This is a genomic window from Thioclava sp. FR2, assembly GCF_051200875.1.
Classification (GTDB): domain Bacteria; phylum Pseudomonadota; class Alphaproteobacteria; order Rhodobacterales; family Rhodobacteraceae; genus Pseudotabrizicola.
This window is the reverse complement of record NZ_CP195191.1, coordinates 532,072-557,947: the sequence shown is the minus strand read 5'-3', so window position 1 is coordinate 557,947 and position 25,876 is coordinate 532,072. Positions and strand designations below refer to the sequence as shown.

Annotated in this window: 29 protein-coding genes; 21 read left to right on the top strand and 8 right to left on the bottom strand. The window is 60.0% G+C overall.

The genetic code is table 11. The features are described from left to right. Positions 1-73 precede the first annotated feature (73 nt). A complete protein-coding gene (locus ACSBLW_RS02620) occupies positions 74-1,108 on the top strand; it encodes a Gfo/Idh/MocA family protein (protein ID WP_435258687.1) in 1,035 nt (344 codons plus the stop codon). Here the strand turns inward: ACSBLW_RS02620 and ACSBLW_RS02615 are convergent. Together ACSBLW_RS02615 and ACSBLW_RS02610 are read right to left on the bottom strand one after the other, a co-directional pair. Further along, positions 1,105-1,383 carry a hypothetical protein gene (locus ACSBLW_RS02615; RefSeq protein ID WP_435260025.1) on the bottom strand — a complete coding sequence of 93 codons (279 nt, stop codon included), beginning with the start codon at positions 1,381-1,383 and terminating at the stop codon, positions 1,105-1,107. The two genes, ACSBLW_RS02620 and ACSBLW_RS02615, sit on opposite strands and share 4 nt — an antisense overlap. An 18-nt stretch (positions 1,384-1,401) precedes the next feature. Beyond that, positions 1,402-4,173 (bottom strand): glutamine-synthetase adenylyltransferase, encoded by a 2,772-nt coding sequence (locus tag ACSBLW_RS02610; protein ID WP_435258686.1) that lies wholly within the window; start codon positions 4,171-4,173, stop codon positions 1,402-1,404. A 98-nt stretch (positions 4,174-4,271) separates the two neighbouring features. Here ACSBLW_RS02610 and ACSBLW_RS02605 point away from each other — a divergent pair, with 98 nt between their 5' ends. The 12 genes from ACSBLW_RS02605 to ACSBLW_RS02550 all read left to right on the top strand — a co-directional run bounded on the left by ACSBLW_RS02605 (position 4,272) and on the right by ACSBLW_RS02550 (position 12,615). Continuing rightward, on the top strand, positions 4,272-4,742 hold the full coding sequence (locus tag ACSBLW_RS02605) for a YbaK/EbsC family protein (protein ID WP_435258685.1): 471 nt from the start codon (positions 4,272-4,274) through the stop codon (positions 4,740-4,742). Positions 4,743-4,904: 162 nt separating this feature from the next. Then, the gene (locus ACSBLW_RS02600; RefSeq protein ID WP_435258684.1) at positions 4,905-5,384 is read left to right on the top strand and encodes a DUF2852 domain-containing protein; all 480 of its coding nucleotides are present in this window, start codon (positions 4,905-4,907) and stop codon (positions 5,382-5,384) included. Between the two features lie 66 nt (positions 5,385-5,450). Then, positions 5,451-5,903, top strand: coding sequence for an RDD family protein (locus ACSBLW_RS02595; protein ID WP_435258683.1), 453 nt, complete (start codon positions 5,451-5,453; stop codon positions 5,901-5,903). Positions 5,904-6,014: 111 nt separating this feature from the next. Further along, positions 6,015-6,851, top strand: coding sequence for an arginyltransferase (locus tag ACSBLW_RS02590; RefSeq protein ID WP_435258682.1), 837 nt, complete (start codon positions 6,015-6,017; stop codon positions 6,849-6,851). Next, positions 6,848-7,258: a VOC family protein gene (locus ACSBLW_RS02585; RefSeq protein ID WP_435258681.1), complete on the top strand. Its 411-nt coding sequence runs from the start codon at positions 6,848-6,850 to the stop codon at positions 7,256-7,258. Before ACSBLW_RS02590 ends, ACSBLW_RS02585 begins: the two co-directional genes overlap by 4 nt. Positions 7,259-7,324: 66 nt before the next feature. After that, positions 7,325-7,684 carry an SUF system Fe-S cluster assembly protein gene (locus ACSBLW_RS02580; protein WP_435258680.1) on the top strand — a complete coding sequence of 120 codons (360 nt, stop codon included), beginning with the start codon at positions 7,325-7,327 and terminating at the stop codon, positions 7,682-7,684. 95 nt (positions 7,685-7,779) lie between these two features. Further along, a complete protein-coding gene (locus ACSBLW_RS02575) occupies positions 7,780-8,442 on the top strand; it encodes a winged helix-turn-helix transcriptional regulator (RefSeq protein ID WP_435258679.1) in 663 nt (220 codons plus the stop codon). Then, positions 8,435-9,172 (top strand): DUF3307 domain-containing protein, encoded by a 738-nt coding sequence (locus tag ACSBLW_RS02570; RefSeq protein WP_435258678.1) that lies wholly within the window; start codon positions 8,435-8,437, stop codon positions 9,170-9,172. Before ACSBLW_RS02575 ends, ACSBLW_RS02570 begins: the two co-directional genes overlap by 8 nt. Positions 9,173-9,199: 27 nt before the next feature. Beyond that, the gene (locus ACSBLW_RS02565; RefSeq protein WP_435258677.1) at positions 9,200-9,559 is read left to right on the top strand and encodes a HesB/IscA family protein; all 360 of its coding nucleotides are present in this window, start codon (positions 9,200-9,202) and stop codon (positions 9,557-9,559) included. A gap of 142 nt (positions 9,560-9,701) precedes the next feature. Beyond that, on the top strand, positions 9,702-10,445 hold the full coding sequence (gene tpiA / locus ACSBLW_RS02560) for a triose-phosphate isomerase (protein ID WP_435258676.1): 744 nt from the start codon (positions 9,702-9,704) through the stop codon (positions 10,443-10,445). Positions 10,446-10,507: 62 nt separating this feature from the next. After that, positions 10,508-11,425, top strand: a complete 918-nt coding sequence (locus tag ACSBLW_RS02555) for a DMT family transporter (protein ID WP_435258675.1) — start codon at positions 10,508-10,510, stop codon at positions 11,423-11,425. 8 nt (positions 11,426-11,433) lie between these two features. Next, the gene (locus ACSBLW_RS02550; RefSeq protein WP_435258674.1) at positions 11,434-12,615 is read left to right on the top strand and encodes a cytochrome P450; all 1,182 of its coding nucleotides are present in this window, start codon (positions 11,434-11,436) and stop codon (positions 12,613-12,615) included. 118 nt (positions 12,616-12,733) lie between these two features. On the opposite strand, the gene ACSBLW_RS02545 is transcribed toward ACSBLW_RS02550, so the two are convergent. Beyond that, positions 12,734-13,195 (bottom strand): Lrp/AsnC family transcriptional regulator, encoded by a 462-nt coding sequence (locus ACSBLW_RS02545; protein ID WP_435258673.1) that lies wholly within the window; start codon positions 13,193-13,195, stop codon positions 12,734-12,736. A 137-nt stretch (positions 13,196-13,332) separates the two neighbouring features. On the opposite strand from ACSBLW_RS02545, the gene cobA reads away from it, so the two are divergent. The 6 genes from cobA to ACSBLW_RS02515 all read left to right on the top strand — a co-directional run bounded on the left by cobA (position 13,333) and on the right by ACSBLW_RS02515 (position 18,244). Further along, positions 13,333-14,106, top strand: a complete 774-nt coding sequence (gene cobA, locus ACSBLW_RS02540; RefSeq protein ID WP_435258672.1) for a uroporphyrinogen-III C-methyltransferase — start codon at positions 13,333-13,335, stop codon at positions 14,104-14,106. Continuing rightward, on the top strand, positions 14,103-14,408 hold the full coding sequence (locus tag ACSBLW_RS02535) for a DUF2849 domain-containing protein (protein WP_435258671.1): 306 nt from the start codon (positions 14,103-14,105) through the stop codon (positions 14,406-14,408). Before cobA ends, ACSBLW_RS02535 begins: the two co-directional genes overlap by 4 nt. Before the next feature lie 10 nt (positions 14,409-14,418). Next, positions 14,419-16,089 (top strand): nitrite/sulfite reductase, encoded by a 1,671-nt coding sequence (locus ACSBLW_RS02530; protein WP_435258670.1) that lies wholly within the window; start codon positions 14,419-14,421, stop codon positions 16,087-16,089. After that, on the top strand, positions 16,079-16,828 hold the full coding sequence (locus ACSBLW_RS02525; RefSeq protein WP_435258669.1) for a phosphoadenylyl-sulfate reductase: 750 nt from the start codon (positions 16,079-16,081) through the stop codon (positions 16,826-16,828). The genes ACSBLW_RS02530 and ACSBLW_RS02525 overlap by 11 nt, the downstream gene beginning before the upstream one ends. Before the next feature lie 76 nt (positions 16,829-16,904). Continuing rightward, positions 16,905-17,309: a DUF934 domain-containing protein gene (locus ACSBLW_RS02520; protein ID WP_435258668.1), complete on the top strand. Its 405-nt coding sequence runs from the start codon at positions 16,905-16,907 to the stop codon at positions 17,307-17,309. A 104-nt stretch (positions 17,310-17,413) separates the two neighbouring features. Then, the gene (locus ACSBLW_RS02515; RefSeq protein ID WP_435258667.1) at positions 17,414-18,244 is read left to right on the top strand and encodes a ferredoxin--NADP reductase; all 831 of its coding nucleotides are present in this window, start codon (positions 17,414-17,416) and stop codon (positions 18,242-18,244) included. 165 nt (positions 18,245-18,409) lie between these two features. On the opposite strand, the gene ACSBLW_RS02510 is transcribed toward ACSBLW_RS02515, so the two are convergent. Continuing rightward, positions 18,410-19,075, bottom strand: coding sequence for a hypothetical protein (locus ACSBLW_RS02510; protein ID WP_435258666.1), 666 nt, complete (start codon positions 19,073-19,075; stop codon positions 18,410-18,412). A 168-nt stretch (positions 19,076-19,243) separates the two neighbouring features. Here ACSBLW_RS02510 and infC point away from each other — a divergent pair, with 168 nt between their 5' ends. Beyond that, positions 19,244-19,849 (top strand): translation initiation factor IF-3, encoded by a 606-nt coding sequence (infC, locus tag ACSBLW_RS02505; RefSeq protein ID WP_435260024.1) that lies wholly within the window; start codon positions 19,244-19,246, stop codon positions 19,847-19,849. A 71-nt stretch (positions 19,850-19,920) separates the two neighbouring features. On the opposite strand, the gene ispG is transcribed toward infC, so the two are convergent. The 4 genes from ispG to ACSBLW_RS02485 form a co-directional block, all read right to left on the bottom strand. Then, positions 19,921-21,042: a flavodoxin-dependent (E)-4-hydroxy-3-methylbut-2-enyl-diphosphate synthase gene (ispG, locus tag ACSBLW_RS02500; protein WP_435258665.1), complete on the bottom strand. Its 1,122-nt coding sequence runs from the start codon at positions 21,040-21,042 to the stop codon at positions 19,921-19,923. A 92-nt stretch (positions 21,043-21,134) separates the two neighbouring features. After that, positions 21,135-22,358, bottom strand: coding sequence for a helix-turn-helix domain-containing protein (locus tag ACSBLW_RS02495; protein WP_435258664.1), 1,224 nt, complete (start codon positions 22,356-22,358; stop codon positions 21,135-21,137). Between the two features lie 117 nt (positions 22,359-22,475). After that, the gene (gene hemA, locus ACSBLW_RS02490; RefSeq protein WP_435258663.1) at positions 22,476-23,705 is read right to left on the bottom strand and encodes a 5-aminolevulinate synthase; all 1,230 of its coding nucleotides are present in this window, start codon (positions 23,703-23,705) and stop codon (positions 22,476-22,478) included. A gap of 164 nt (positions 23,706-23,869) precedes the next feature. Then, positions 23,870-24,283, bottom strand: a complete 414-nt coding sequence (locus ACSBLW_RS02485; RefSeq protein ID WP_435258662.1) for a hypothetical protein — start codon at positions 24,281-24,283, stop codon at positions 23,870-23,872. Positions 24,284-24,411: 128 nt separating this feature from the next. Here ACSBLW_RS02485 and ACSBLW_RS02480 point away from each other — a divergent pair, with 128 nt between their 5' ends. After that, complete coding sequence (locus ACSBLW_RS02480; protein ID WP_435258661.1) at positions 24,412-25,785, top strand: M20/M25/M40 family metallo-hydrolase; 1,374 nt, start codon at positions 24,412-24,414, stop codon at positions 25,783-25,785. The last annotated feature ends 91 nt before the right edge of the window (positions 25,786-25,876 follow it).

Here is a 25,876-nt window from a genome sequence, read left to right as displayed (position 1 = left end):
GAACGCGTTTTTCCTTGCCCTTGCGTCCCGCCCTGTCACAGTTGCAGGGCAGGAAACGATAGAGGTAGTTGCGATGGCTCGGATTGCGGTTGTCGGGGCGGGTTTGATCGGCCAGCGCCATATTCAGGCGATCCAACGCTCTGCGTCCGCTACCCTTGCCGCCGTGGTGGACCCCCTCCCCCAGCCTGGGCTTTCGGTTCCAACATACGCCTCCCTCGCAGACCTTCTGAACAGCGACCGGCCCGATGGCGTCATTCTGGCGACACCCACCCCGTTGCACGCCTCAGGTGCACTGGAATGTATAGCCGCCGGAATCCCTATCTTGGTGGAGAAACCCCTGACCGCCACTTTGGCCGAGGCGCGGCAGGTCACGACAGCCGCACAAAAGGCGGGCGTTGCCGTCCTTGTCGGCCACCACCGCCGCCACAACCCCCTGATCCGCAAAGCCTCCGACTTCATCGCAAAAGGCGGCATCGGCCAAGTCCGGTCGGTTCAGGCGACCTGCTGGTTCTACAAACCCGACGACTATTTCGACGCGGCCCCCTGGCGCAAGAAACAGGGCGCCGGGCCGATTTCCGTGAACCTCGTCCATGATGTCGATCTCTTGCGCCTGTTTTGCGGCGAGGTGGTCAGCGTGCAGGCCCAGATGACCCCCGCGCTGCGTGGTTATGAAAACGAAGATCTGGCCGCAGCCCTTTTGCGCTTTTCTTCGGGGGCCTTGGCCACGCTCTCCGTCTCGGACAGCATTGCCGCCCCATGGAGCTGGGAGCTGACCTCCGGCGAAAACCCGGCCTATTCGAAAACCAGCCAGTCCTGCTACCTGATCGGCGGCTCGACCGCGTCGCTGTCGCTGCCGGATTTCAGGCTATGGCAGCACGAAGGCGGCCCGCATTGGTGGCACCCGATGACCGAAACAGCGCAAGTCATCCCACCTGCTACGGACGACAATGACCCGCTCGTGCTGCAAATCGCGCAGTTTGCGGCCGTGATTGCGGGAACCGAAACGCCCCTCGTCTCGGGCGAGGAAGGGCTAAGAACCATGGTCGTGATCGAGGCCATAGCCCGCGCGGCCCAGTCGGGCCAAATGGTTCTGACAGCCGACCTTTAGCCTTGATCGGCGGACAAGCGTGCGGAACGCCCGCCCCGACGACGCGGCGCTTCGGCCGGAACAAGCGCGTCCTTCAACACCTTGCTCATCGGGTGATCCTCGGCCCCCATCGCATAATGGGCAATCAGGCTGCGCAAGGCATCGGGCTGGTCGGCCCCAACCGGCAGGCTCAGCGCCCAGTCGATAAAGATCGAGCGGCATTCACCAGCCGTAATGCCCTCAATCCGATAGCTCTCCCGGACCAGACCTTTCGGATCAGCCTCTTCCACCCGCATCGCACGTCTCCCCATGCGTTATCCTCCGCCCATCTGGGCTGCTATCACCGCCTCGGCGCGGGCAACGGCATCTTCCAACTGCTCCGACAAATCGTCGGCCGTTTCGGCCCCCGTTTCGCGCAGCAGGAAATCCCGCCCCCCTTCGCCAAGGGTCTGCAAGTCCACTTCTCCCTCGGTCAGAAGGCGCGACCCGCACTGCAATCTCCATGTCAATCTATAGGCGTCCAGCAAGGACTGAAGATCAGTTTGCGACACGCCTGATTGCTTCCCCGCCCCGATCTGCCGTTCAACCCCGCGTGCAGGACTTCCGGCGATCAGCGCAAACATCTGGGCGCAAAGCTCGATGTCCATCAGACGACCGGGGCCGTTCTTGGCCTCCCAACTGCCTTTTGCGGGCTTTGCCGCCTGAAGCCGTTCGCGCATCGCCGCGACATCGGCCCGAACCGTCGGCCCCTGCCCCTTCTTCGGCAACAGCGCCTTGCGGAACTCTTCGACCTCGGCGGCCAAACTCGCCTCTCCGGCCAGAACCCGCGCCCGCGTCAGCGCCAGATGCTCCCAGGTCCAGGCCTCGGTTTCCTGATAATCGGTAAAACTTTGCAGACTGGTCGCCACCGGCCCCTGCCGACCAGACGGCCGCAACCGCATATCCACCTCATAAAGCCGCCCTTCTGGCATCTGCGCCGTCAGGGCCGTGACCATCGCTTGGGTCAACCGGGCAAAATAGGGCCGCGTCGCCAATGGTTTCGGCCCCGCCGACTCTTCTTGTCCCTGCGCGTCATAGATCACGATCAGATCAAGGTCCGATCCGGCATTCAGCCGCGCAGCCCCCAACGACCCCATCCCCATCACCACCGCCCCGCGCCCCGGCGGCGGCCCATAACGGCGCGAAAACTCCCGCACCACCTCGGGCCAGATCGTCGAAACGATGGCTTCGGCCAGATCGGCATAGCTTTTTCCGGCCTCAAAGGCATCAATCAGCCCACGCAGGTGATGAACCCCAACCCGGAAATGCCACTCCTTCATCCAGCGCCGAGCCGTATCCAGCTTCTTTTCGTAATCCGGAACCTCCGCAAGCACCCGCTGCAAATCCTGCCGCAGGTTCGACATGCCCGGCCAAGGCGCCCAGAAACTGCCACCGATCACCGCATCCAGAACCCCGGCATTGCGCGAAAGATAACGCGCCAGTTGCGGCGAGGTCCCGGCAATATCAACGATCAGTTCCACCAGCGTCGGGTTCGCCTCGAACAGCGAAAAGATCTGCACCCCCGCAGGCAGCCCCGCCAAGAAGCCGTCCAAGGCACGCAGGGCCTCATCCGGATGGGCCGCGCGCATCAATTGCTTCAACAGCGTGGGCCGCAACCGCCGGAAAATGGTCTGCGCCCGTTCGCTCCGCAGCGCGGGGTAATGGATCCATCCGGCCACGATCTCGCGCGCCTGATCCGACAGTTCCGGCCCCGCTTCGGCCTCTGCCGGAGCAAAGAAACCCTCGGTCAACTCATCCGTGCGCTTCAGGCGCTGCACCAGACCCGCCCGGAAGTCCTCAACCGTCAACCCGCAAAAGGCCGCAATCCGCGCAACCCCCTCGGCGCTTGTGGGCATCGTATGCGTCTGCGCATCGCCCACCATCTGCAACCGATGCTCCACCTCACGATGGGCGCGGTACAGCGTCGAAAGCTCAGCCGCCTCCGCAGCCCCGACCCATCCCTTCTTGGCCAAGGCCGAAAGCCCCCCAATCGTGGTGCGGTCACGCAGGTCCGGGTCACGCCCCCCCGCAATCAATTGCCGGGTCTGGGTAAAGAATTCGATCTCGCGAATCCCGCCTGCCCCCAGCTTCATGTTATGGCCCTCGACCGTGATCGGGCCATGCAGCCCCCGGTGATCGCGAATCCGCAGACGCATGTCATGCGCGTCCTGAATCGCCGCAAAATCAAGGTGCTTGCGCCAGACAAAGGGTGTCAGCACCTTCAGAAACCGCTCCCCCGCCGCAAGATCGCCGCCACAGGGCCGCGCCTTGATATAGGCCGCGCGCTCCCATGTGCGCCCAACGCTTTCATAATAGGCTTCCGCCGCCGCCATCGACAGGCAAACCGGCGTCACACTGGCATCCGGGCGCAGCCGCAAATCGGTGCGGAACACATAGCCTTCCGACGTCAGGTCCTGCAAAAGCGCCGTCATCTTACGCGTGACACGGATAAAGGCAGACCGCGCCTCATGTTCTTCGCCGGGATAGCGCGTCTCGTCGAACAGACAGATCAGGTCGATGTCCGACGAATAGTTCAGTTCACCCGCCCCCATCTTGCCCATGGCCAAGGCGACCATCCCCGCAGCCGTCTCGGCATCTTCCGGCACGGCCCCAGGCAATTTCCCGCGCCGGATTTCCTCTGCCACAAGGCGCTTCATCGACAGATCAACCGCCTTGTCAGCCAGATCCGTCAGGGTTCCGGTCACCTGTTCCAACGGCCACACACCGCCCAGATCGGCAAGCCCGGTCAGCAGGGCAAGGCGGCGCTTGGCCTGCCGCAATCCGTCCGCCAGCCCGTCCAAGGTCAATTCCTCCAATCCGGCCAGAACCGCCGCTACCGCTGCCTCGGGCGCTTCTGAAAGCGCGCCACGCAGCCATTCGGCGTCGCGCACCATCAGCCCTTTCAAGAAAGGACTACAGCCCGCCGTCCCCGCCAAAAGGCCGGACAGTTCCGGACCCAAATCCGAAAACGCCTCTCGCATGTCTTGCGCCGGGGCGGGGTCGAACGGAAGCGGCTGGCGGGTGATACGGGATCGAAAATCTTGCATGATATGCCCAGATGATCCGATGGGGACCGCGAGGTCAATTGCTCCCTCTTGCCGCACGGATCGCTTTTGGCCAGTCTCCCGGTATCAAGGAGACGAGAATGTCGAAAAGTCTGGCCCGCGTGAAATCTGCCCTGCATGCCGCTGGCATCGACAGCCAGCCGATCGAAATGCCGGGGGAAACCCGCACCGCCCAACAGGCGGCAGATGCCGCGGGATGTGAGCTTGACCAGATCGTGAAATCGATCCTGTTTCAGGGCAGCAGCGGGCGATTGTTCCTGTTTCTGACTGCGGGGGGAAATCAGGTCGATCCGGAACTGGCCTCGCAACTCGCCACTGAGCCGCTTGGGCGCGCTGAAATCAACACAGTCAGGCAGGTCACAGGCTTTGCCATTGGTGGTGTTGCCCCGCTTGGCCATCTCACACCAAGCCCGACATGGATGGATCGACGACTGCTCGACTTCACCACGGTTTGGGCCGCCGCGGGAACACCCAGACATATATTTCCGGTCTGTCCAAAGACTCTTTCACAGGCCAGCTTGGCCAGAATTGCCGACTTCAGCGTCAATTAAACGGCAAGACTGATCGCGTAATTCACTGAATTTAATAACGAAAATCGCCTCTTCCGAAAATATGTAAAAATCTTTCACATCGCCTCTTGTGCAACCCCCATGCGCCTCCCATCTTCCATCATGTGAAAGACATTCACATCAACCATTGAACGGAGTACCGCCATGACTACCTATCCTGCAACTGCTCAGACCACAGACCGGGATTCCGGCGGGCTCTGGGGTGGGATCATGGCCCGCTTGCGCAGCGTCGAAGCTTGGCTCGACAGCAAAGGGCGCGGGGCCTGGATCGCCGCCATGGTTCTTGGCTTCATTTTCATCTGGCCCGTGGGCCTTTTCCTCGTGCTTTACATCACCTTCACCAACCGCTGGAGCAGACAAATGTTCAGAGCTTGCACCCAACGCCGCCATGCGCGTGATTGGCACATGGCCGCCCGCGTCGGCCGCCCGTCGGGCAACACCGCTTTTGATGCCTACAAGGCCGACACCCTGCGTCGCCTTGAAGAAGAACAAGAAGCGTTTGAGGCCTTCCTCGACCGCCTGCGTGCCGCCAAGGACAAATCGGAATTCGATGCGTTCATGGATGATCGCGCAAAGAGCGTGAGGCCTGCCGCCGCAGAAGACAGCCCGCGCGGCGAATACTAAGACCAGACCAATGCGGTGGCCCCTTGGGGCCATCGTCCTCTCGCTTTCAATGACAGGAACGCCGAAATGACCTTTGTCGCCCGTGAAACCCAACCAGATCCGGACCGTCACAGCGCATTCTATGACGGCGTTCTGACCAAGCGCTTTCTCGCTTGGATCTTCGACTTGGTTCTGATCGCCGTCATCACCGCGCTGATCGTTCCCTTCACCGCCTTCACCGCGCTGTTCTTCCTGCCGGTGCTTTATCTGACCGTCGCCTTCTTTTACCGCTGGATCACACTTTCAGGGCGTTCGGCCACCTGGGGTATGCGGCTCATGAGCATCGAATTCCTCGACCGTCAGGGCCAGCGTTTCGACGCCGGAACCGCCCTGATCTGGACCATCGGCTTTTCTCTCTCGATGGCCTTCATCCTGCCGCAGATTCTGTCTGTCGTTCTGATGCTTACCTCGTCCCGCGGGCAGGGCCTGACCGACCATGTGCTGGGGTCGGTGGCGATAAACAGCCCTTCCCTGCGCTAGGACGCGCAAGAAAATGCCAAGAACGGAGACTCTAACATAAGTGGAGATATTTCCGTTCTTGGCCTGTGACGCTGTCCTTGCTAACGTGGGTCGCGGTCAAATCGGAGAGACATGCGCCACACGCTTCCCATTGCGCCCCAGTTCTATGTGACGGCTCCTCAACCATGCCCCTATCTGGACGGGCGCATGGAACGAAAGCTATTCACAGCGCTGCAGGGCGATCACGCGCAAAAGCTGAACGATACGCTGTCCAAACAGGGCTTCCGTCGCAGCCAAAACGTGCTCTACCGCCCGTCTTGTGTGGAATGTTCGGCCTGTCTTTCCGCCCGAATCCGTGTGGCAGATTTCAAACCGAACCGCACGCAGCGGAAAATTCTGAACCGCGCCGCCCATCTGCGCCGCAATGCGACCAGCCCCTGGGCCACGGAAGATCAGTTTTCCCTGTTCCGCCGCTATCTGGATGTCCGTCACGCCGATGGTGGCATGGCCGATATGGATATTTTCGAATTCGCCGCGATGATCGAGGAAACCCCGATCAAAAGCCGCGTCATCGAATATTCCCGCCCCGCCAAGATCGATGAAACGGGCCGCCAGCTCTCAGCCGTCTGCCTGACCGATGTGTTCGACGACGGGCTCAGCATGGTCTACAGCTTCTATGATCCCGAACTCGCCGATCTCAGCCTTGGCACTTATGTGATCCTTGACCATATCGCCATCGCCCGCGAAGCCGGCCTGCCCTATGTCTATTTGGGCTATTGGGTGCCGGGCAGCCGCAAGATGGGCTACAAATCAACCTTCTCGGCGCTTGAGATCTACAAGAGCGGTCGTTGGCAAGACATTGGCAGCCCCGAGGATCACAGCGCCGAACTGCACCCGCTGTCGATGGACCCAATCGCCGAACAGGTCGCCCGCATCAACCTGCCAGAAGTCCGCCCGGTGCGGGAGTGACCGCCACTGCCAATGGCGCCGTCCTTGCGGCTGTCTCCCTCATTGTTCCCGATTATGACAGCGCCATCGCCTTTTATTGCGATTGCTTGGGTTTTCGGCTGACCGAAGAAATCGACCAAGCCCGCAAACGCTGGGTCACTGTCGAACCACCGGGGGGAGGCGCACGCCTTGTTCTGGCCCGCGCCGATGGCCCCGAACAACTAAAGGCCATCGGCAATCAGGGCGCAGGTCGCGTCTGGCTGTTCTTGCGGACAGATGATTTCATGCGAGATTACAATGCGATGCGGGCAAAAGGTGTGATCTTTGATGAAGCCCCGCGCCACGAAGAATACGGCACCGTTGCCGTCTGGCGTGATCCTTTCGGCAACCGATGGGATCTGCTTGGCCCGCCGCCTTCATCGGAATAATCGCCTGCTCTGGACGCGGCCTTTCGCTTTCCCTATATATTTCGTCGGAAAAGACATGAGGCCGTGATGACCAGCGAAGCGAAAGTCGAGGGCGCCCCCTTGATCAAGCCCTCCACCACCGACCACCCGCTTTATGAACAAGTGGTCGATGCCTGCCGCACGGTGTTCGACCCGGAAATTCCGGTCAACATCTTCGACCTCGGCCTTGTCTACACGATCGAGATCAGCCCCGAGAACGAGGTTGACATCATGATGACCCTGACAGCCCCCGGCTGCCCGGTTGCAGGCGAAATGCCCGGCTGGGTCGCCGATGCCGTCGAACCCCTGCCCGGCGTCAAACAGGTCGAAGTCAAAATGACCTTCGATCCGCCTTGGGGCATGGACATGATGAGCGACGAAGCAAGGCTGGAACTTGGATTCATGTAAATCAAAGCCTCAGGCTTTAATCCGAGACAGTAAAGCTAATAGACTTGATTCTTTGAATATAAAGCTGATAGGCTTGATTCATAGGAGTCAGTCAAATGCAATTACCAATCGCTGTCCTTTCTGGTGATCTTGTTGACTCGACAGAGTATTCTAGCGAAGCCGTGGATCGGGCTATTGATAGAATTCAAAGAATTGCCGAAGATCATGAGACATCAACCTTCACCAGCCCCGTGAAATTCACACGCTTTCGTGGTGACGGATGGCAATTCGCTGTTGGCTATGTGCCTGAAGCACTCCGCTTGGCAGTCAGATGCATTTCAGTCCTCAAAGGCAGTGTTGATCTTCCCCACACACGAATTGCCATAGGAATCGGCATTGCGGATTCGATGGGAACGACATCGCTTGCAGATGCTCACGGAAGCGCTTTTACGGTTTCTGGACAGGCGCTGGACTGGCTGAGCAAAACGAACAAACGTCTCACAATCGCTGGGCAAGCAAGCGGGGTGACGGCACTCCACCAGATTGCAACCGAAGCTCTAATGCTACGCATCAATAAGTGGACCCGCGAACAATCAGAGGCAGCCACGCTTTTTCTACGAAATCCGAAGATTTCTGGAAAGGAAATCGCAGAAACACTCGGAATCACCCCACAAGCTGTGAGCGCGCGCCTAACTGGAGCAGAAGCACAAGACGTAGGAGAGTTACTGACCAGTTGGGAAGAAGAATTCCAGCTTTACCCAGAGCAAACCAATGACTGAAACCTTCGCAGCCCTTCTTTTCGCCCATGTCCTTGCCGATTTCGTCTTTCAGACCAAGGCGATGGCCGAAGGTAAGGCCGCACGGCAAGTTCCCCCGCTGCTCTTGCATCTGGCCGTTGTCGCCCTCCTTCTGGCCCTTGTGATCCGCCCAAGCTCGGTCGAGGCCGTAGCCATCCTCGCGGGCATCACCCTGCTGCATGGCCTGACCGATTGGGCAAAATCCTACGCCCCGGCAGACCGGCTTTGGCCCTTTCTGACCGATCAGGCCACGCATCTGGCCGTTCTGGCGCTTGCCGCTTGGGCCTGGCCCAGCCTTTGGGCCGATGCTCTTGGCGCCTCCTTCCTCCCGACCCAGACCGCCAGCCTTGCCGCCCTCGCCTCGGGCCTGATCCTTGTCACCCGCACCGGCGGCTTTGCCATCGGCCTCTTCATGCGGCCATGGTCCGATGTGGCGCTGGACGGCCTGCCCAATGGCGGGCGCATCATCGGCCATCTGGAACGCGGGCTGATTTTCCTTCTGGTTCTGGCGGACACCGCCGAAGGCATCGGCTTTCTGATCGCCGCCAAATCCGTCCTGCGTTTTGGCGCGGTGAAAGAGGAATCGCGGCTGTCAGAATATGTCATTATCGGCACGCTGGCGTCGTTCGGCTGGGCCTTTGCGGTCACGCTTGCCACGCTCGCGTTGATGTCAACATTGCCCCCGCTTGGAATTCCCGACCTTTCGCCCTAAATTACGAGTCTGATCGGAGGATTTTCCATGTTCGGCATTCCCGGCAAGGCCGCAGTCACCCTGACCCCCGCCGCCACGCGGCAAATCGCAAAGCTGATGGCGCGCGATGGCAGCAAGGGTTTGCGCATCGGCGTCAAGAAGGGCGGCTGTGCGGGCATGGAATACACAATGGACTATGTGACCGAGGTGAACCCTCTGGACGAGGTGGTCGAACAGGACGGCGCCCGCGTGCTGATCGCGCCCATGGCCCAGATGTTCCTGATCGGGACCGAGATCGACTACGAGGTCGACCTGCTGCACGCGGGCTTCAAGTTCCGCAATCCGAACGTGGCCGAGGCCTGCGGTTGCGGTGAATCGATCAAGTTCAAGGACGCCCCCGCCGCCTGACCGGCCCCAAGCCTGCGCCCGATGGTCGCAAACGCCCCGTCGGAGCCTCCGGCGGGGGTATTTTTCCCGAGGTAAAGGGGCAAGGGACTTTTCCTGACCGCCTGATAGCGCTAGCCATGAGGCGCAACCTTCGGAGGACAAGATGCGGAAACTGGCGGCAGGCAACTGGAAAATGAACGGCACGGCGGCAAGCCTGTCCGAGGTCTCGGCGCTCTTGACCGCGCATTCCGCCCCGGCCTGCGAAATGCTACTTTGCCCGCCCGCGACGCTGGTTGGGCAGATGGCTGCGCTGGCCAAAGGCACGGCGCTGGCTGTGGGGGGGCAGGATTGCCACGCCAAAGCCTCGGGCGCGCATACCGGTGACATCTCGGCGGCCATGCTGGTGGATGCGGGCGCAAGCCATGTGATCCTTGGCCATTCCGAACGCCGCACCGACCATGCGGAAAAAGACGCCGATGTCCGCGCCAAGACCGAGGCCGCCTGGGCCGCCGGTCTGATCGCCGTCGTCTGCATCGGCGAGACAGAGGCCGAGCGGGATGCAGGAAAGACGCTGGATGTGATCGGCACCCAACTGGCCGGATCGCTGCCAGATGGCGCAACAGCCAAAAACACCGTCATCGCCTATGAACCCGTCTGGGCCATCGGCACCGGCCGCACGCCCACCTTGGACGAAATCGCCGAAGTGCACCGCTTCATCCGCGAACGCCTGACCGCCCGCTTTGGCAGCACCGCCGCCGAGATGCGGCTTCTTTACGGCGGCTCGGTCAAACCCTCGAACGCCACCGAAATCTTTGCTGTCCCGCATGTAGATGGCGCGCTTGTCGGAGGCGCGAGCCTGAAGGCCAGCGATTTCGGCGCCATTGTCGCGGCCCTTTCGGCAGCCTGAATGCGTCGCGCCTGCGTCGCCCGCAGGACAGAGTTTTCAGGCCGGGGGGCGGATGACAGGGCATGACCCTGATCGCTCCCCCCCGCTCTGGCCTTTTGACCGCCAATCTGTTCTGCACGCTGTCGATGTTTTCATGGGCTGCGGGTCTGCCGGTTGCGGATGTGCTTATCCCGCATGTTCCCGCCCTGCCCCTGACGGCGGCGCGCATGGGCATTGCCGGGCTGATCCTGACCCTTGTCTGGGCGCTTGTCGAAGGCCCCGCCACCCTGCGCCGTGCGCCTTGGCTCCGCGCCATCGGCATCGGCACGATGCTGACCATCGCCGGAAGCCTTCTGATCCTTGGTCAGGCCCGCACCGATGCGGTCACCGTCGCCATCATCTCGGCCGCCCTGCCCGTGGTCGGCATCGCGCTTGAGGTCGCCTTGGATGGCCGCAAATTGCGCTTCTCGCTGATCCTTGGCGTCCTCCTCTCGCTCTTGGGCGGCATCCTTGCCCTCAGCGGTCAGAAACTCGGTCTCTCGCTTGGCCTTGGCGCGGTGTTCTGCCTTGGCTCTGTCCTGCTCTACACCCTCGCCTCCCGCTTTTCCGTCACCGCGCTTCCAGAGATGACCCCCCTTGGCCGCACATCGGCCACGGTGGCGGGCGCAGGTCTGTCGGCCACGCTGATCGCACTCGTCGCCGCCGGACTGGGCGCCGCAGGCCCGGACTGGGCGGCCCTTGGCCCCCGCGAAGGGCTGGCCCTTGTGATCTTTGCCGTCTTTTCGATGGCCATCAGCCAATTGCTCTGGGTCTGGTCGGTGGGGTCGCTGGGCATTGGCCTTGCCGCGCTCCACATCAACGCGGCGCCCTTCTACGTCATGCTGATCGCCCTAGCCTTTGGCGGCGCGTGGCAGCCCATGCAGGCCATCGGCGCCGCTGTCGTGGTGCTGGGGGTCATGGTGGCCCAAGGGCTCTTGCGTCTGCCCGCGCGCCGGGGCTAACTCGGCCCATGCAAAGCCTGTCACAATCCCCGACCGATCCCGATTTCGTCCAGAACCCCTATCCCTTTTATGAACGCGCCCGCGCCGCGGGGCCGCTGTTCTTTTGGGAAGATTACGGGATGATCTGCACCCCGTCGGCCGCCGCCTGCCACGCGATTTTCCGCGACCGACGCTTTGGCCGCGAAGTGCCGCCCGAAAAGGCGCAACCGATCGCACCTCATACGGCCCCGTTTTACGCGGTCGAGGCCCATTCCATGCTGGAACTGGAACCGCCGCGCCATACCCGCCTGCGCAGCCTTGTTCTGCGCGCCTTTACCTCGCGCCGCATTGCCGGGATGCAGCCCGAAATTGCCGCCCTGTCCCATCACCTGATCGACCAGATGCCAGAAGGCGAGGTTGATCTGATCCGCGCCTTTGCCCAACCTATTCCCGTCATTGTCATCGCCCGCCTGCTGGGGGTTCCCGAAACAATGGCTGACCAGCTTCTGGCATGGTCCAATGCGATGGTCGGCATGTATCAGGCCCGCCGCACGCACCAGATGGAACTGGATGCCGCCACCGCCGCGACCGAGTTTTCCGACTTTCTGCGGGGTTATGTGAACGAACGCCGCGCCAGACCGGCAGATGACCTCATCACCCAACTGATCGCCGCAGAAAGCGAAGGCGAAAAGCTATCGACGGATGAATTGATCACCACCTGCATCCTCCTTCTGAACGCAGGGCATGAGGCGACGGTCCACACCATCGGCAATGGCGTGAAACTGCTTTTGGAAACCAAAACCGAAGCCCAGATGCTAGAACCGGATCGGGTGGAAGGCACGGTCGAGGAAATCCTGCGCTTTGATCCGGCGCTGCATATGTTCACCCGCTGGGCCTATGAAGATATCGAGGTTATGGGCCACACCTTCCATCGCGGGGATCAGGTGGCACTGCTGCTGGGGGCGGCGAACCGCGATCCTTCGGTCTGGGACAGGCCCGCGAAGTTTCTGCCCGCCCGACCGGACAAGCCGAATGTGACCTTTGGCGCGGGGCTTCATTTCTGCGTCGGCGCACCTCTGGCACGGCTGGAACTGCAAACCGCCCTGCCCATTCTGTTCCAACGCCTTCCGAACCTGCGGCTAAAAGGCAAGCCGCGCTTTGCCAACCTCTATCATTTCCACGGGCTGGAACGGCTGATCGTCACACGCTAACGGGCAGCACGCCGTCTGCACGGGGGGTGTACAGGGGGTGTACGCAAGGTGCATCGCCGTTTTTGGGGGTCTGGCTGGCCCCAACCCGCCGAGTCGCGCCCGCCAGAACGGGCCAAATCTAAAGTGGCAGAACGGTGGTGGATTTGATCTCTTCCATGCTCAAAAGCGCGGTCACGTTATAGATCTTCACCTCTGAAATCAGCGCCTGATAGAACGTGTCATAGGCGCGGGCATTTTTGACCCGTACTTTCAGGATGTAATCAATATCCCCCGCCAACCGATGCGCCTCCAGAACTTCGGGGCGTTCCTTCAGCGTTTTCAAGAATTTGCGCTGCCATTCCGCCTCATGTTCGCTGGTGCGGATCAGCACGAAAAAGCAGGCCTCCAGCCCCAGCGCCTCGGCGTCCAGAATGGCCGTTTGCCGGGTGATCACCCCGATGTCTTTCATCTTGCGGATTCGGTTCCAGACAGGCGTCTTCGACGACCCCACTTTGCGGGCAATCTCGTCCAGTGACTGGCTGGCATCCCCTTGCAGCTCTGCAAGAATTTTCCGGTCCAACTCGTCCAATTGGGCTGCCATTCGCCTGATCCCCCGTTTCGCGGAATTTCCGCATGAATTGCCCGCCACACTAGAACAAACGTCCTTATCTGCAAGGCCCAATGGCCAAAACATGGGAAAATATCCTATATTGCAGTGCAGAAAAGCAGGGATAGCCAATGTTCGACCAGCCGATCCAGACATCCAATCTTCCCGCCGTCACTTTTGTCGGCGCGGGTCCGGGTTCGGCCGATCACCTGACGCTTGGCGCCTATCGCGCCCTGCAAACGGCGGATGTTGTCATCTATGACCGTCTCGTCGGGCAAGAGATCCTTGACCTGATCCCGGCTCATGTCCGCCGGATCGACGTGGGCAAAGAGGGCTTCGGCCCCTCGACCGAGCAGTCGCAAATCAACGCCTTGCTGGTTCAGCATGGCCTTTCAGGCGACCGCGTTCTGCGTCTAAAGGGCGGAGATTGCAACATATTCGGCCGTCTGGACGAAGAGATCGAGGCGATCGAGGCGGTTGGCCTGCCTTTCCGTGTCCTGCCGGGCCTGACAGCCGCCACCGTTGCCGCCGCGGCCATCGGGCAAAGCCTGACGCGGCGCGGGCGCAATGCCAGCCTGCGGATCGTGACGGGCCATGACATGGCTGGATTTGCTGAACAGGATTGGCGCGGCCTTGCCCGCAAGGGCGAAGTTGCCGCGATCTATATGGGCAAGAAGTCCGCCCGCTTCATTCAGGGCCGCCTGATGATGCACGGGGCCGATGCCGCAACGCCGGTGACGGTTGTCGAAAATGTCAGCCGTCCGGATCAGCGCTTTTTTGGCGTGACTCTCTCCACTTTGACCGATGCCGTATCGCTCTGTTCCGGCCCCGCCGTCATCCTTTTTGGCCTCGCCCCACGCCAGGCCGCGTTAACCCTTTCCGAACTGAAAGAGGCCCAAGCATGAGCCGCCAATTCACCCCCAAAGTCGTCACCGCCAACCGCCTCCGCGAAGGCGACGTGGTCTATCTGACCGCTGATGATCGCTGGACACAAAAGCACTCAGAGGCCGAGCTAATTGAAGACGAGGCTCATGCCCAAATGCGCCTTTTGCACGCAACGGCACAAAAGCTTTACGTCGTCGGACCCTACCTTGCCGATGCAAAGCCCGGCCCGAACGGCCCAGAACCCACCCATTTCCGCGAAGAATTCCGCACGCGCGGCCCTTCGAACTACAACCACGGCAAGCAAGCCGACTTGGCAGGCTGAGGGCAAGAACATGTACAATTACAATGACTTCGACGAAGCCTTTGTCCGCGCCCGCGTGGCCCAGTTCACCCAGCAGGTTGAACGTCGCCTTGACGGTAGCCTGACAGAAGAGGAGTTCCGTCCGCTTCGCCTGATGAATGGTCTGTACCTTCAGCTGCATGCATACATGCTGCGTGTGGCCATTCCCTATGGCACGCTGAACCCGAACCAGATGCGCCAGTTGGCCTATATCGCTGACACCTGGGATAAGGGCTATGGCCACTTCACCACCCGCCAGAACATTCAGTTCAACTGGCCCAAACTGCCCGATGTGCCGGCGATCCTGTCAGCCCTGGCCGATGTCGAGATGCACGCCATCCAGACCTCGGGCAATTGCGTCCGCAACGTGACCTCGGACCATTTCGCCGGCGCCGCCGCCGACGAAGTCGAAGACCCGCGCCCCTATGCCGAATTGCTGCGGCAGTGGTCAACCGACCACCCTGAGTTCCAGTTCCTGCCGCGCAAGTTCAAGATCGCCATCACTGGCAGCCCGAATGATCGTGCCGTCACCGCCGCCCATGACATCGGCCTTCGTCTGGTCAAGAATGACAAGGGCGAAGTCGGCTTTACCGTTCTGGTTGGCGGTGGCCTTGGCCGCACACCATTGATTGGTCAAGCCGTCCGCGACTTCGTGCCAGTCGAAGACCTCCTGCCCTATGTCGAAGCCGTCCTCAGCGTCTACAACACGCTTGGCCGCCGCGACAACAAGTATAAGGCGCGCATCAAGATCACCCTGCATGAGACTGGAAAAGAAGAACTTTCCCGGATGATCGAGGAGCGTTTCATCGAGATGCGGCGGCTTTTCGGTGGCAATGATCAAAAACTGCTGGCCGAGATCAAAGAGGCCTTCGCCGCCCCTGCCTTCCGCAATGCGCCGACTGACGCCTATGAGGCCTTCTACAAGGCTGACCCGGTCTTTCGGTCATGGGCAGATACGAACCTGTCGGCCCATCGGAACGACCAATATGCGATCGTCACGATCAGCATCAAGGCTCATGGCCAAACGCCGGGCGACGCGACCAGCGACCAGATGCGCCTGATGGCCGATCTGGCCGAGAAATACGGACATGGTCAACTTCGCATCAGTCACGAGCAGAACGTGATCCTGCCGCATGTCCACAAATCAGATCTGCCGGTGATCCATGCCGCCCTGTCCAAAGCCGGGCTTGCCACGGCCAATGTTGGCCTGATCTCTGACATCATCGCTTGCCCCGGAATGGATTACTGCGCCCTTGCCACGGCGCGGTCGATCCCGATTGCGACGCAAATCGCGGAACGTTTCAAGGAACTGGATCTGGAGCATGAAGTTGGTCCGCTGAAGATCAAGATTTCGGGCTGCATCAATGCCTGCGGGCATCACCATGTCGGCCATATCGGCATTCTGGGTCTCGACCGTGCGGGCGTCGAAAACTACCAGATCACTCTGGGAGGCGATGGCACCGAAAACGCCAGCATCGGTGACAAGATGGGCCCAGGTTTCGCCTATGACGAAATCGTTCCGGCGATCGAACGGATCGTGCGCGCCTATCTGGAAGTCCGTTCGGATAGCGCCGAGACCTTCTTGCAAGCTGTCCGGCGCGTGGGACTAGAGCCGTTCAAGGCCGCTCTGTACGAAGCAGAGGGCCAACGGGATGCCGCGTGACCTTCACACAGGCGACGTGGCCGAGCGTGTGGCGGCGCTGAATGCGCGCTATCGCCACCATTCGGCCACGGCTGTGCTGGAACACAGCCTGAAAGACGCTGATCTGGGCCGCGTGGCCCTGGTCTCGTCCTTCGGGGCGGAATCGGTCGTTCTTCTTCACCTTGTCTCGGTCATCGCGCCCGAAACACCAGTTCTGTTCATCGACACGCGGATGCTGTTTCAGGAAACGCTGGATTATCAGCGCGAGGTCGCCGAAAAACTGCACCTCTGCGACATTCGGACGATCCGGGCAAACCCGGTGCGGGTAAATTTCGAAGACCCGGATGGCACGCTTCATCAGTTCAACACCGATGCCTGCTGCCATGTCCGCAAGGTTGAACCACTGGAACGCGCGCTTGGCGAATTTGATGGCTGGATCACGGGCCGCAAGCGCTATCAGGGCGCGACGCGTGAAGCTGTGAACTTCTTCGAAGCCGAAGGGGACACGCGGATCAAGGTTAATCCTCTGGCCCATTGGGGCCGTGAGGATCTGGAAGAATACATGATCAACAACCGCCTGCCCCGCCACCCATTGGTCGCAAAAGGCTATCCATCCATCGGATGCGCGCCTTGCACCAGCGCGGTTAAGCCGGGAGAAGACCCGCGCTCGGGGCGCTGGCGTGGCAGCAACAAGACCGAATGCGGCATCCACTTCATTGATGGCAAGGCCGTACGCATCAAGAAGGACAGCGCAGCATGAAAAGCGCGATGAAAAAGCAAATTTCTTCCACGAAATTTGCAAATTCCTTCAAAGGAATTTGGACCGGAGAACAAGCATGAGCATCATCGTCACCGATCGGGGCTTTCGCCCGTCCGAAGCCGTGAATTCTGTCACTTTGGCCGATCTTTCCCAGCATCAGGGAAGTGTCGACTTGGCGCATACAGACGATCCGGCGCTGCTGGAAGGACAGTTGGACCAGATCACCCTGATCCGGATTTCTTTCCCCGCCTTTTCGGATGGCCGTGCCTTTACCATCGCCCGCCGTCTGCGGATGATGGGCTACACTGGCGAGCTGAGAGCCACTGGTCCTGTCATCGCCGACCAATATGCGATGGCCCGGCGTGTTGGCTTTGACTCTGTCGAGATTCCAGAGGAATTGGCGCAACGTCAGCCGGAAGAACAGTGGATCTTCCGGGCCAATTGGAAAGCGCACGACTACCAATCTCGCCTCCGGGCCTGATGCTGGACAGAACCTCGAAATTTTCGTATGCACACAAATGAAAATCTGCCGCAGTGGGCAAGGGTTTCTCTTGCTGCTGCTTCGGCCTATGAAAGGTCAAGACCATGACGGAGCTTGCCACAATGACTGCCCCCGCTGCCAAGCCAGCCAAGCCACATCTGCCCGACGCCGCTGTCGTGACCGAGGTCAAGCATTGGACTGACAGGCTCTTTTCCTTCCGAGTCGAACGTCCTGCAAGCCTGCGCTTCCGCTCGGGCGAGTTCGTAATGATCGGGCTCTTGGGAGAGAACGGCAAGCCACTGTTGCGCGCCTACTCCATCGCTTCGCCAAATTGGGATGAGGGGCTGGAGTTCTATTCGATCAAGGTGCCGGACGGTCCGCTGACCTCGAAACTTCAGCACATCAAAGTCGGCGAAGAAATCATCCTGCGCCCTAAGCCCGTTGGTACGCTTGTGCATGATGCCTTGCTGCCCGGCAAGCGGATGTGGTTTCTTGCCACTGGCACCGGCATTGCGCCCTTTGCAAGCCTTATGCGTGACCCTGAGACTTATGAAAAATACGATCAGGTCATCATGATGCATACCTGCCGCGAAGTGGCAGAGTTGGAATATGGCCGTCAGCTGGTCGAAAACCTTCAGAACGATCCGCTGATTGGTGAAATGGTAGCAGGCAAGCTGCTTTACTACCCAACCACGACCCGCGAAGAATTTCATCACATGGGCCGTGTGACCGACAACCTGTCCTCGGGCAAAGTCTTTGCGGATTTGAACCTTCCACCGATGGACCCGGCCACCGATCGTGCGATGGTGTGCGGCAGTCTTGCCTTCAACGTTGATGTGAAAGCGATCCTCGAGGGCTTTGGCTTGCGTGAGGGCGCGAATTCTGATCCGAAGGAATATGTGGTCGAAAAAGCCTTTGTCGGCGACGGCATTTGACCCTCGGGCCGGATTTTTCCCAGAACCACAAGAAAGCTGCCGCGCCAACGTGGCAGCTTTTCGCATTCAACCGCATGGGATGTAGCAAAGCAGACAAGCCGAGCCGATGAAATGCAAAAGGCCGCCCGAATGGGCGGCCTTTCAATTTTGGATCGAGTTTCGCGATCAGAGGCCGAGTGCGTTCTTGACCTGAGTAATCACACCTTCCACGAGAACCGGGTTGGCGGCAGCCGCGTCGACGGCCGATTTCAGCGTTGCTTTGGTGACATCGTCAACGGACGAGCCATCAATCAGCGACTTGATCGCGTCGGCATTGAAATTGGCAGGATCCAAAGCGGCGGTGGCATCCGAAGCCGGAGCGGCCGTTGCATCAGCGGCCGGAGCAGCTTCCGCAGCAGGTGCAGCTTCCGCAGCAGGCGCAGCTTCCGTAGCCGGTGCAGCTTCCGTAGCCGGTGCAGTTTCCGTAGCCGGTGCAGTTTCCGTAGCCGGTGCAGTTTCGGTCGCAGGCGCGGCTGCAGTGTCAGCAGCCGGAGCCGTCGCAGCGGCAGCGGCGTCAGCTGCGGCTTTGGCAGCAGCTTCTTCGGCAGCCTTAGCAGCAGCTTCTTCAGCAGCCTTGGCAGCAGCTTCTTCTTCAGCCTTGGCAGCGGCTTCTTCTTCGGCTTTCTTGGCGGCAGCGGCCTCTTCTTCGGCCTTCTTCGCAGCCTCCTCGGCCGCGGCGGCAGCAGCAGCAGCTTCAGCTGCAGCCTTCTGGGCCGGCACATAGCTGAACTGGTAATAGCCACCAGCAGCCAGAACCAGCACTACGGCACCAATCACAACGGACTTATTCATAGCATAGCTCCCCTTATCCGGGAAAACCCCCGGTCTGCTTGGTGATATGGCAGTCGAGCGCGGGCTTGAAAAGAGCCTTTGCTGCATCGCAGCGGTGATCACAGGGGGAAAATTTCCACTCGCGGCTCAAATCCGCCGAAATGAGGCTCATTTCCCTACCGGAATGCCATTGAACGCAACGCCTTCGACGTTTATCTTCCCAGCCCAAATCATAGCGACAGAAGGACGATCACCATAGCTCGCAGACCCCACAATGCCCCGCCGACGCGTGAAACGGGCCCCCGTATCAATGACCGCATTCGCTCTCCTGAAATCCGCCTGATCGGCGCTGATGGCGAGAATGTCGGAGTGGTCACCCCAGCTCGCGCCATGGCTATGGCAGAAGAGGCCGGACTTGATCTGGTCGAAATCAGCCCGAACGCCGAGCCGCCGGTTTGCAAGATCATGGACTTCGGCAAGTTCAAGTATGAACAGCAAAAGCGCGAAGCCGAAGCCCGCAAAAAGCAGAAGATCATCGAGATCAAGGAAATCAAGTTCCGTCCCGGAACCGATACCCATGACTATGATGTGAAGATGCGGTCTGTGATGAAGTTTCTGGGCGAAGGCGACAAGGTCAAGGTGACCCTGCGCTTCCGTGGCCGTGAAATGGCGCACCAAGAATTGGGTCTGGAACTTCTGAACCGGGTTGCTGCCGATGTCGGCGATGCAGGCAAGGTCGAGTCGATGCCCAAGCTGGAAGGCCGCCAGATGGTGATGATGATCGCCCCGAAATAAGGGCGATCACTGCTTCAGAATAGAAAAAGGCGCGCCACACAGCGCGCCTTTTTCATTGCCTCGTCGTCCGCTTATTCGGCGGCTTGGTCTTGCGCCTCCAGTTCGGCCGCGCGCTTTTCGACCAGATCGACGATGTGATCCACCATCTTCTCGTTCGACATCTTATGGCTTTGCTTACCTGCCATGTAGATCATCCCTGACCCTGCCCCGCCGCCAGTAAAGCCGATATCGGTCATCAGCGCTTCCCCCGGGCCATTCACCACGCAGCCGATAATCGACAGGCTCATCGGGGTTTTGATATGTTCAAGCCGCTTTTCCAGTGCCTCGACGGTCTTGATCACGTCAAAGCCCTGACGGGCGCAAGATGGGCAGGAAATGATCTGCACACCACGTGTCCGCAAACCCAAGGATTTCAGGATCTCGAACCCAACCTTCACCTCTTCGACCGGATCGGCAGAGAGGGAAACCCGTATCGTATCGCCAATTCCCATCCAAAGCAGATTGCCCAGACCGATGGCCGATTTCACGGTGCCAGACATCAACCCGCCTGCCTCGGTGATCCCGAGGTGAATGGGTGCATCCGTCGCGTCAGCCAATTGCTGATAGGCTGCTGCGGCCATGAAGACGTCAGACGCTTTCACGCTGATCTTGTATTCGTGGAAATCGGCATCCTGCAAAAGCTTGATATGGTCCAGACCGGATTCGACCATCGCATCCGGGCAAGGCTCGCCGTATTTCTCCAGCAGATGCTTCTCCAAGGATCCGGCATTGACCCCGATCCGGATCGAACAGCCATGATCCTTGGCCGCCCGCACCACCTCGGCCACACGCTTGGCATCGCCGATATTGCCGGGGTTGATCCGCAGGCAAGCTGCCCCTGCCTCTGCTGCCTCAATCGCCCGTTTGTAGTGAAAGTGGATGTCCGCGACGATTGGCACGGGACTTTCGGCGCAAATCGCTTTCAGCGCCCGCGTGCTTTCCTCATCCGGGGTCGAAACGCGCACAATATCTGCACCGGCAATGGCCGCGCGCTGCACCTGTTCAATGGTGGCCTTGATGTCGGTCGTCAGCGTATTGGTCATCGTCTGCACGCTGATGGGCGCATCGCCCCCGACCAGCACCTTTCCCACGCGAATTTGGCGCGATTTCCGGCGATAGATGTTGCGCCAGGGACGAATGGGATTGTGGCTCATCTGGGCGGTTCCTTCAGCTTTCAGGGCCTAGATAGAACGAGAAAGGCCACCCCGCAATGAGGTGGCCACGTATTCCGTAAATCGTGAAAACCTTATTCCGACAGCGGTGCCGGAACCGCCACTTCAGCGACATTCACGATGGCCGCCAATTCCGGATCAGCATTTAGATCGGCCTCAGCGAATTTTTCGGTCAGTGCTTCTGGCGAAAGGGCCACGTTCTTGACAACCTGAGCACCGGGGGCAGCCGGACCAAAGGTCTTGCCGTTCACCGCAAAATAGACCGACCCCGAATTACCTGCGCGCAACACAGGCGCATCTTCCAACTGCGGAACGGCCCAGCGTTCGCCGGCATCAAGGATCTTTTCAAAAAGCACCGTACCATCGGCGGCCTTCACCTGCACCCATGACGGGCGAACGGCCAAAAGCTCCACGCCCGGCTGGGCCTCGGCAACCACCTGAACCGGCGTTTCCGCAGCCATCGCCTCGGAAACCGCTGCGGCAACAGCATTGGTCATATCGCCAGCCAAAGCACCGCTTGCCCGAGGATTGATCGCGGCAATCGGACCATCGCGCGACGTCAGCACGGGCACATCCAAGGCCTGCGGGCGATAAAGACGGTCAATCTTTTCAGCCTGCGCCACAGGGTCTGCGGCAGCGAGGTCGGTTTCATTTTGTGCATCCGGCGCAGAACGCACCAAAGGCGCCGAGCCGGAAACATTGCCCAGCGGGTCAATTTCGGCCACGACAGCCGGGGCCTGATCCACAGGGGCCAGCTGAACCCGCTGCACTTCTTGCAGCACTGACCAGCCACCATAACCAATGGCCCCAATCAGCGCGACCAGAACCACCAAGGAACCGACGGCACCGGGTTCAATCCGCGAAAACACGCTTTCGCTGCGCGGAATAAACGTGGCATTCGGGTTCGCCAACGGGTCACGGAAGTCCTGCGTGCTGCGGGCACGGGCAGCGGCCTTTGCCGTAGACGAGGCAGCGGCACTCATTCCATGGGCCACTTCAAACTTGGCCTCATGGCAGAACCGCTGGAACGCCCAATCCGGGTCCATCCCCAGATAGCGCGCATATGACCGGACGTAGCCCGCAACGAAACCTTGCGTTTCGAATGCAGTCACATCGGCATTTTCGATCGCGGCGATGTAGGCCGCCTTGATCTTCAATTCCCGTTGAACATCCAGAAGCGATTTGCCGAGGGTTGCCCGTTCGCCCCGCATCACGTCGCCAAGACGCAGGTCGTAATCGTCAAAGCCTTTCGGTTTGTCCGCTTCTGTCGTCGAAGGTTTGTTCCTCCGCCCGATCATACGACCTGCCTCATGAAGTTCCCGTGTCCCCCGAGTCGCCTTTAGGGACGACTCATCTGCTTTCGTTTGGGCCAGAAACTAGCATAGCTCAAGAGCTTTTGCACATGCGAGATGTGCTTAGGCACTCGCTTCGGCGCGATTCAGCGCACATTGCTGCCAAAGCTGGTCCATCGCGCCGATCAATGCGTCGATTTCCTTGGGGTCGTGTACGGGCGACGGCGTGAACCGCAGCCGTTCCGTTCCACGCGGAACTGTGGGGAAGTTGATCGGCTGAACGTAAATCCCGTAATGCTCCAGCATCATGTCCGACAGCATTTTGCAATGGATGGGGTTGCCGACGTGCACGGGCACAATATGCGACCCGTGGTCAATGATCGGAAGGCCAAGCCCCTTCAGCCGCATTTTCAGGATCCGGGCATGCAACTGCTGGGTATCACGCAGTTTTTGCCCTTCGGCCGTCTTTAGGAATTGCACGCTGGCAGCGGCACCTGCGGCCACAGCGGGTGGCAGCGAAGTGGTGAAAATAAAGCCCGGAGCGTAAGAGCGTACCGCATCCACCATCTTCGCACTTGCAGCAATATAGCCGCCGAAAACGCCATAGGCCTTCGCCAGCGTGGCGTTGATAATGTCGATCCGGTGCATCTGGCCATCACGCTCTGCAACCCCTGCCCCACGGGGTCCGTACATGCCAACTGCATGGACCTCGTCAATATAGGTCAGCGCGCCGAACTCCTCTGCGATGTCGCAAATTTCCTTGATCGGCCCGAAATCGCCGTCCATCGAATAGATCGATTCGAAGGCAATCAACTTCGGCGCAGCCGGATCGTCGGCCTCCAGCAACTCACGCAGATGAGCCACATCGTTGTGGCGGAAGATACGCTTCTGGCCGTTGCCACGGCGCACGCCTTCGATCATCGAAGCGTGATTCAGCGCATCCGAATAGATGATCAGACCGGGGAAAATCGTCCGCAGTGTGGAAAGCGTTGCGTCATTGGCGATGTAGGCCGAGGTAAAGACCAAGGCGGCCTCTTTGCCATGCAGATCGGCAATCTCGGCTTCCAAACGTTTGTGATAAACGGTCGTGCCTGAAATATTGCGCGTGCCACCCGAACCTGCCCCTGTCGCATCAAGGGCTTCGTGCATGGCGTTCAGGACAACCGGATGCTGCCCCATGCCCAGATAGTCGTTGCCGCACCACACGGTGATTGGCTTCTGGCTTCCATCCGGGCGGGTCCAGGTCGCATGGGGAAACTGGCCTTTTTGGCGCTCAATGTCGATGAAGGTCCGATAACGCCCTTCGTCATGCAGACGCTGCAGAGCGGTGTCGAGGGCGGCTTCATAGTTCATCGTCTATCTCCTTGGCTCGGTCCCGTTTACGATCGGGTTGCCAGCACTTAAACCGTGCCGCAGCTTGGAAACCTTGACTTGCGTCAATTAAAGATGCGGGAAAAGTAGGCAATTTGCCACTCCCGGCTTTATTTCATATTCACTATATATGAATATGTCACGCCTTAATTCTTGGGAGCGATTTCCAGCACGACCACACAAGGCGATTTGGTTGTCTTTGCCTGATCGCAGGCTGCAGACGCCGCTTTGGCCGCCGAGGCCGGATCTGGAAGGTCTGCCAAGGCAATCGCCGAGGCAACCGGCTTGCCATCCCGGATCACCCCTTCGCCCGGGGCCGCAGCCAAGGCGGCGTGGCCGGCAGAGTTTGGCACAAACAGCGCCAAGGCCTGTTCATTGGTCATCACAAGACGCAACGTTGTCAGTTCATCCGCCGTCAGGAACGGGTGGACATAAAGCCGGACAGTCGATTTTCCCAACGCCGCTTCTTCCACGGCAACCTGCTGGGCCACGGCCGTCGTCGCCCCAAGTCCAAGGGCCGCAACCGATGCCAGCAGCCCCATTTTACGCTTGTCGAACATCTCAACCTCTCCAGAGCCTGACCGCGAATTCCGGCTGGGCTTTACACCACCTTGCCGCCTCTGGACAGTCCCGGACCACCTGATAGGCTTTGGCCGAATTCACTTTTCCACGAGATCCGAGAGGCCCCATGTCTTTGTCATCCATCCTGAACCGCATTGATGAGGATCTCCCACAGGCGCTTGATCGTCTGATGGACCTGCTGCGAATCCCGTCGATTTCAACTGACCCAGAGTTCAAGGCCGATTGCGCGCGCGCTGCAGACTGGCTGGTTGCAGACTTGAGAACCTTGGGTTTCGACGCGGCCAGCCGTCCCACCCCCGGTCACCCGATGGTCGTGGCCCATGGCGGCGAGGGCGGCCCGCACCTCTTGTTCTACGGCCATTACGATGTGCAACCCGTCGATCCACTGTCGCTTTGGGACCGTGACCCGTTTGATCCCGAAATTCAGGACAGCCCGAAAGGCCGCGTCATACGGGCACGCGGAGCATCGGATGACAAAGGCCAGCTGATGACCTTCCTCGAGGCTTTGCGGGCTTGGAAAGCAGAATATGGCACCCTGCCCTGCCGTCTGACGATCTTTCTTGAAGGCGAAGAGGAATCGGGGTCGCCCTCGCTGATTCCCTTCATGAAGGAAAATGCCCAAGAACTGACCGCCGATATCGCCCTGATCTGCGACACAGGCCTTTTTGAGGACACCTCGCCCGCCATTGTCACCATGCTGCGGGGCCTCTTGGGCGAAGAAATCACAATCACCGGCCCGAACAAAGACCTGCATTCCGGCATGTATGGCGGTGCCGCCATCAACCCGATCCGCGTCCTGTCTCGCATCCTTGGCAATATGCATGATGACACCGGGCGGATCACGGTGCCCCATTTCTATGACGGCGTGACCGAACTGCCTGATGCCATTCGCAGCCAATGGCAGGCCTTGGCCTTTGACCACGCCAAATTCCTGGGCGATGTCGGCCTGTCTATTCCGGCAGGGGAACAGGACCGCACCCCCTTGGAGATGATCTGGTCGCGTCCGACCGCCGAAATCAACGGCATCTGGGGCGGCTATACCGGAAACGGATTCAAGACCGTTCTGCCGTCAAAAGCCCATGCCAAGGTCAGCTTCCGCCTTGTGGGCGAGCAAGACCCCTTTGCCATTCGCGAGAACTTTCGCGCTTGGGTCAGTGAGCAGGTTCCGGAGGATTGCACCGTCGAATTCCACGGCCATGGCGCAGGCCCCGCAGGCATCATGTCGATCGACGACCCGGCCTTCGAGGCCGCCCGCGCCGCCCTGACCGAAGAATGGGGCCGCCCGGCCGCCTATGTTGGTTGCGGCGGGTCGATCCCGATTGCTGGCTATTTCCAGACCATTCTTGGCATGGACGCGATGCTCTTGGGCTTTGGCCGCGATGACGACCAGATCCATTCGCCCAATGAGAAATATGACGTGGAATGTTTCCACAAGGGCATCCGCTCTTGGGCGCGGGTGCTGGCCAAGCTGACCGCCTGAGGCGCAAATCCGTGATCTGGCAGGGGGGCTGTCTGCCCCCCTATCGGGATTTCGCAGGCGAAATCCCTGCCCCCCGAGGATATTTAAAGAC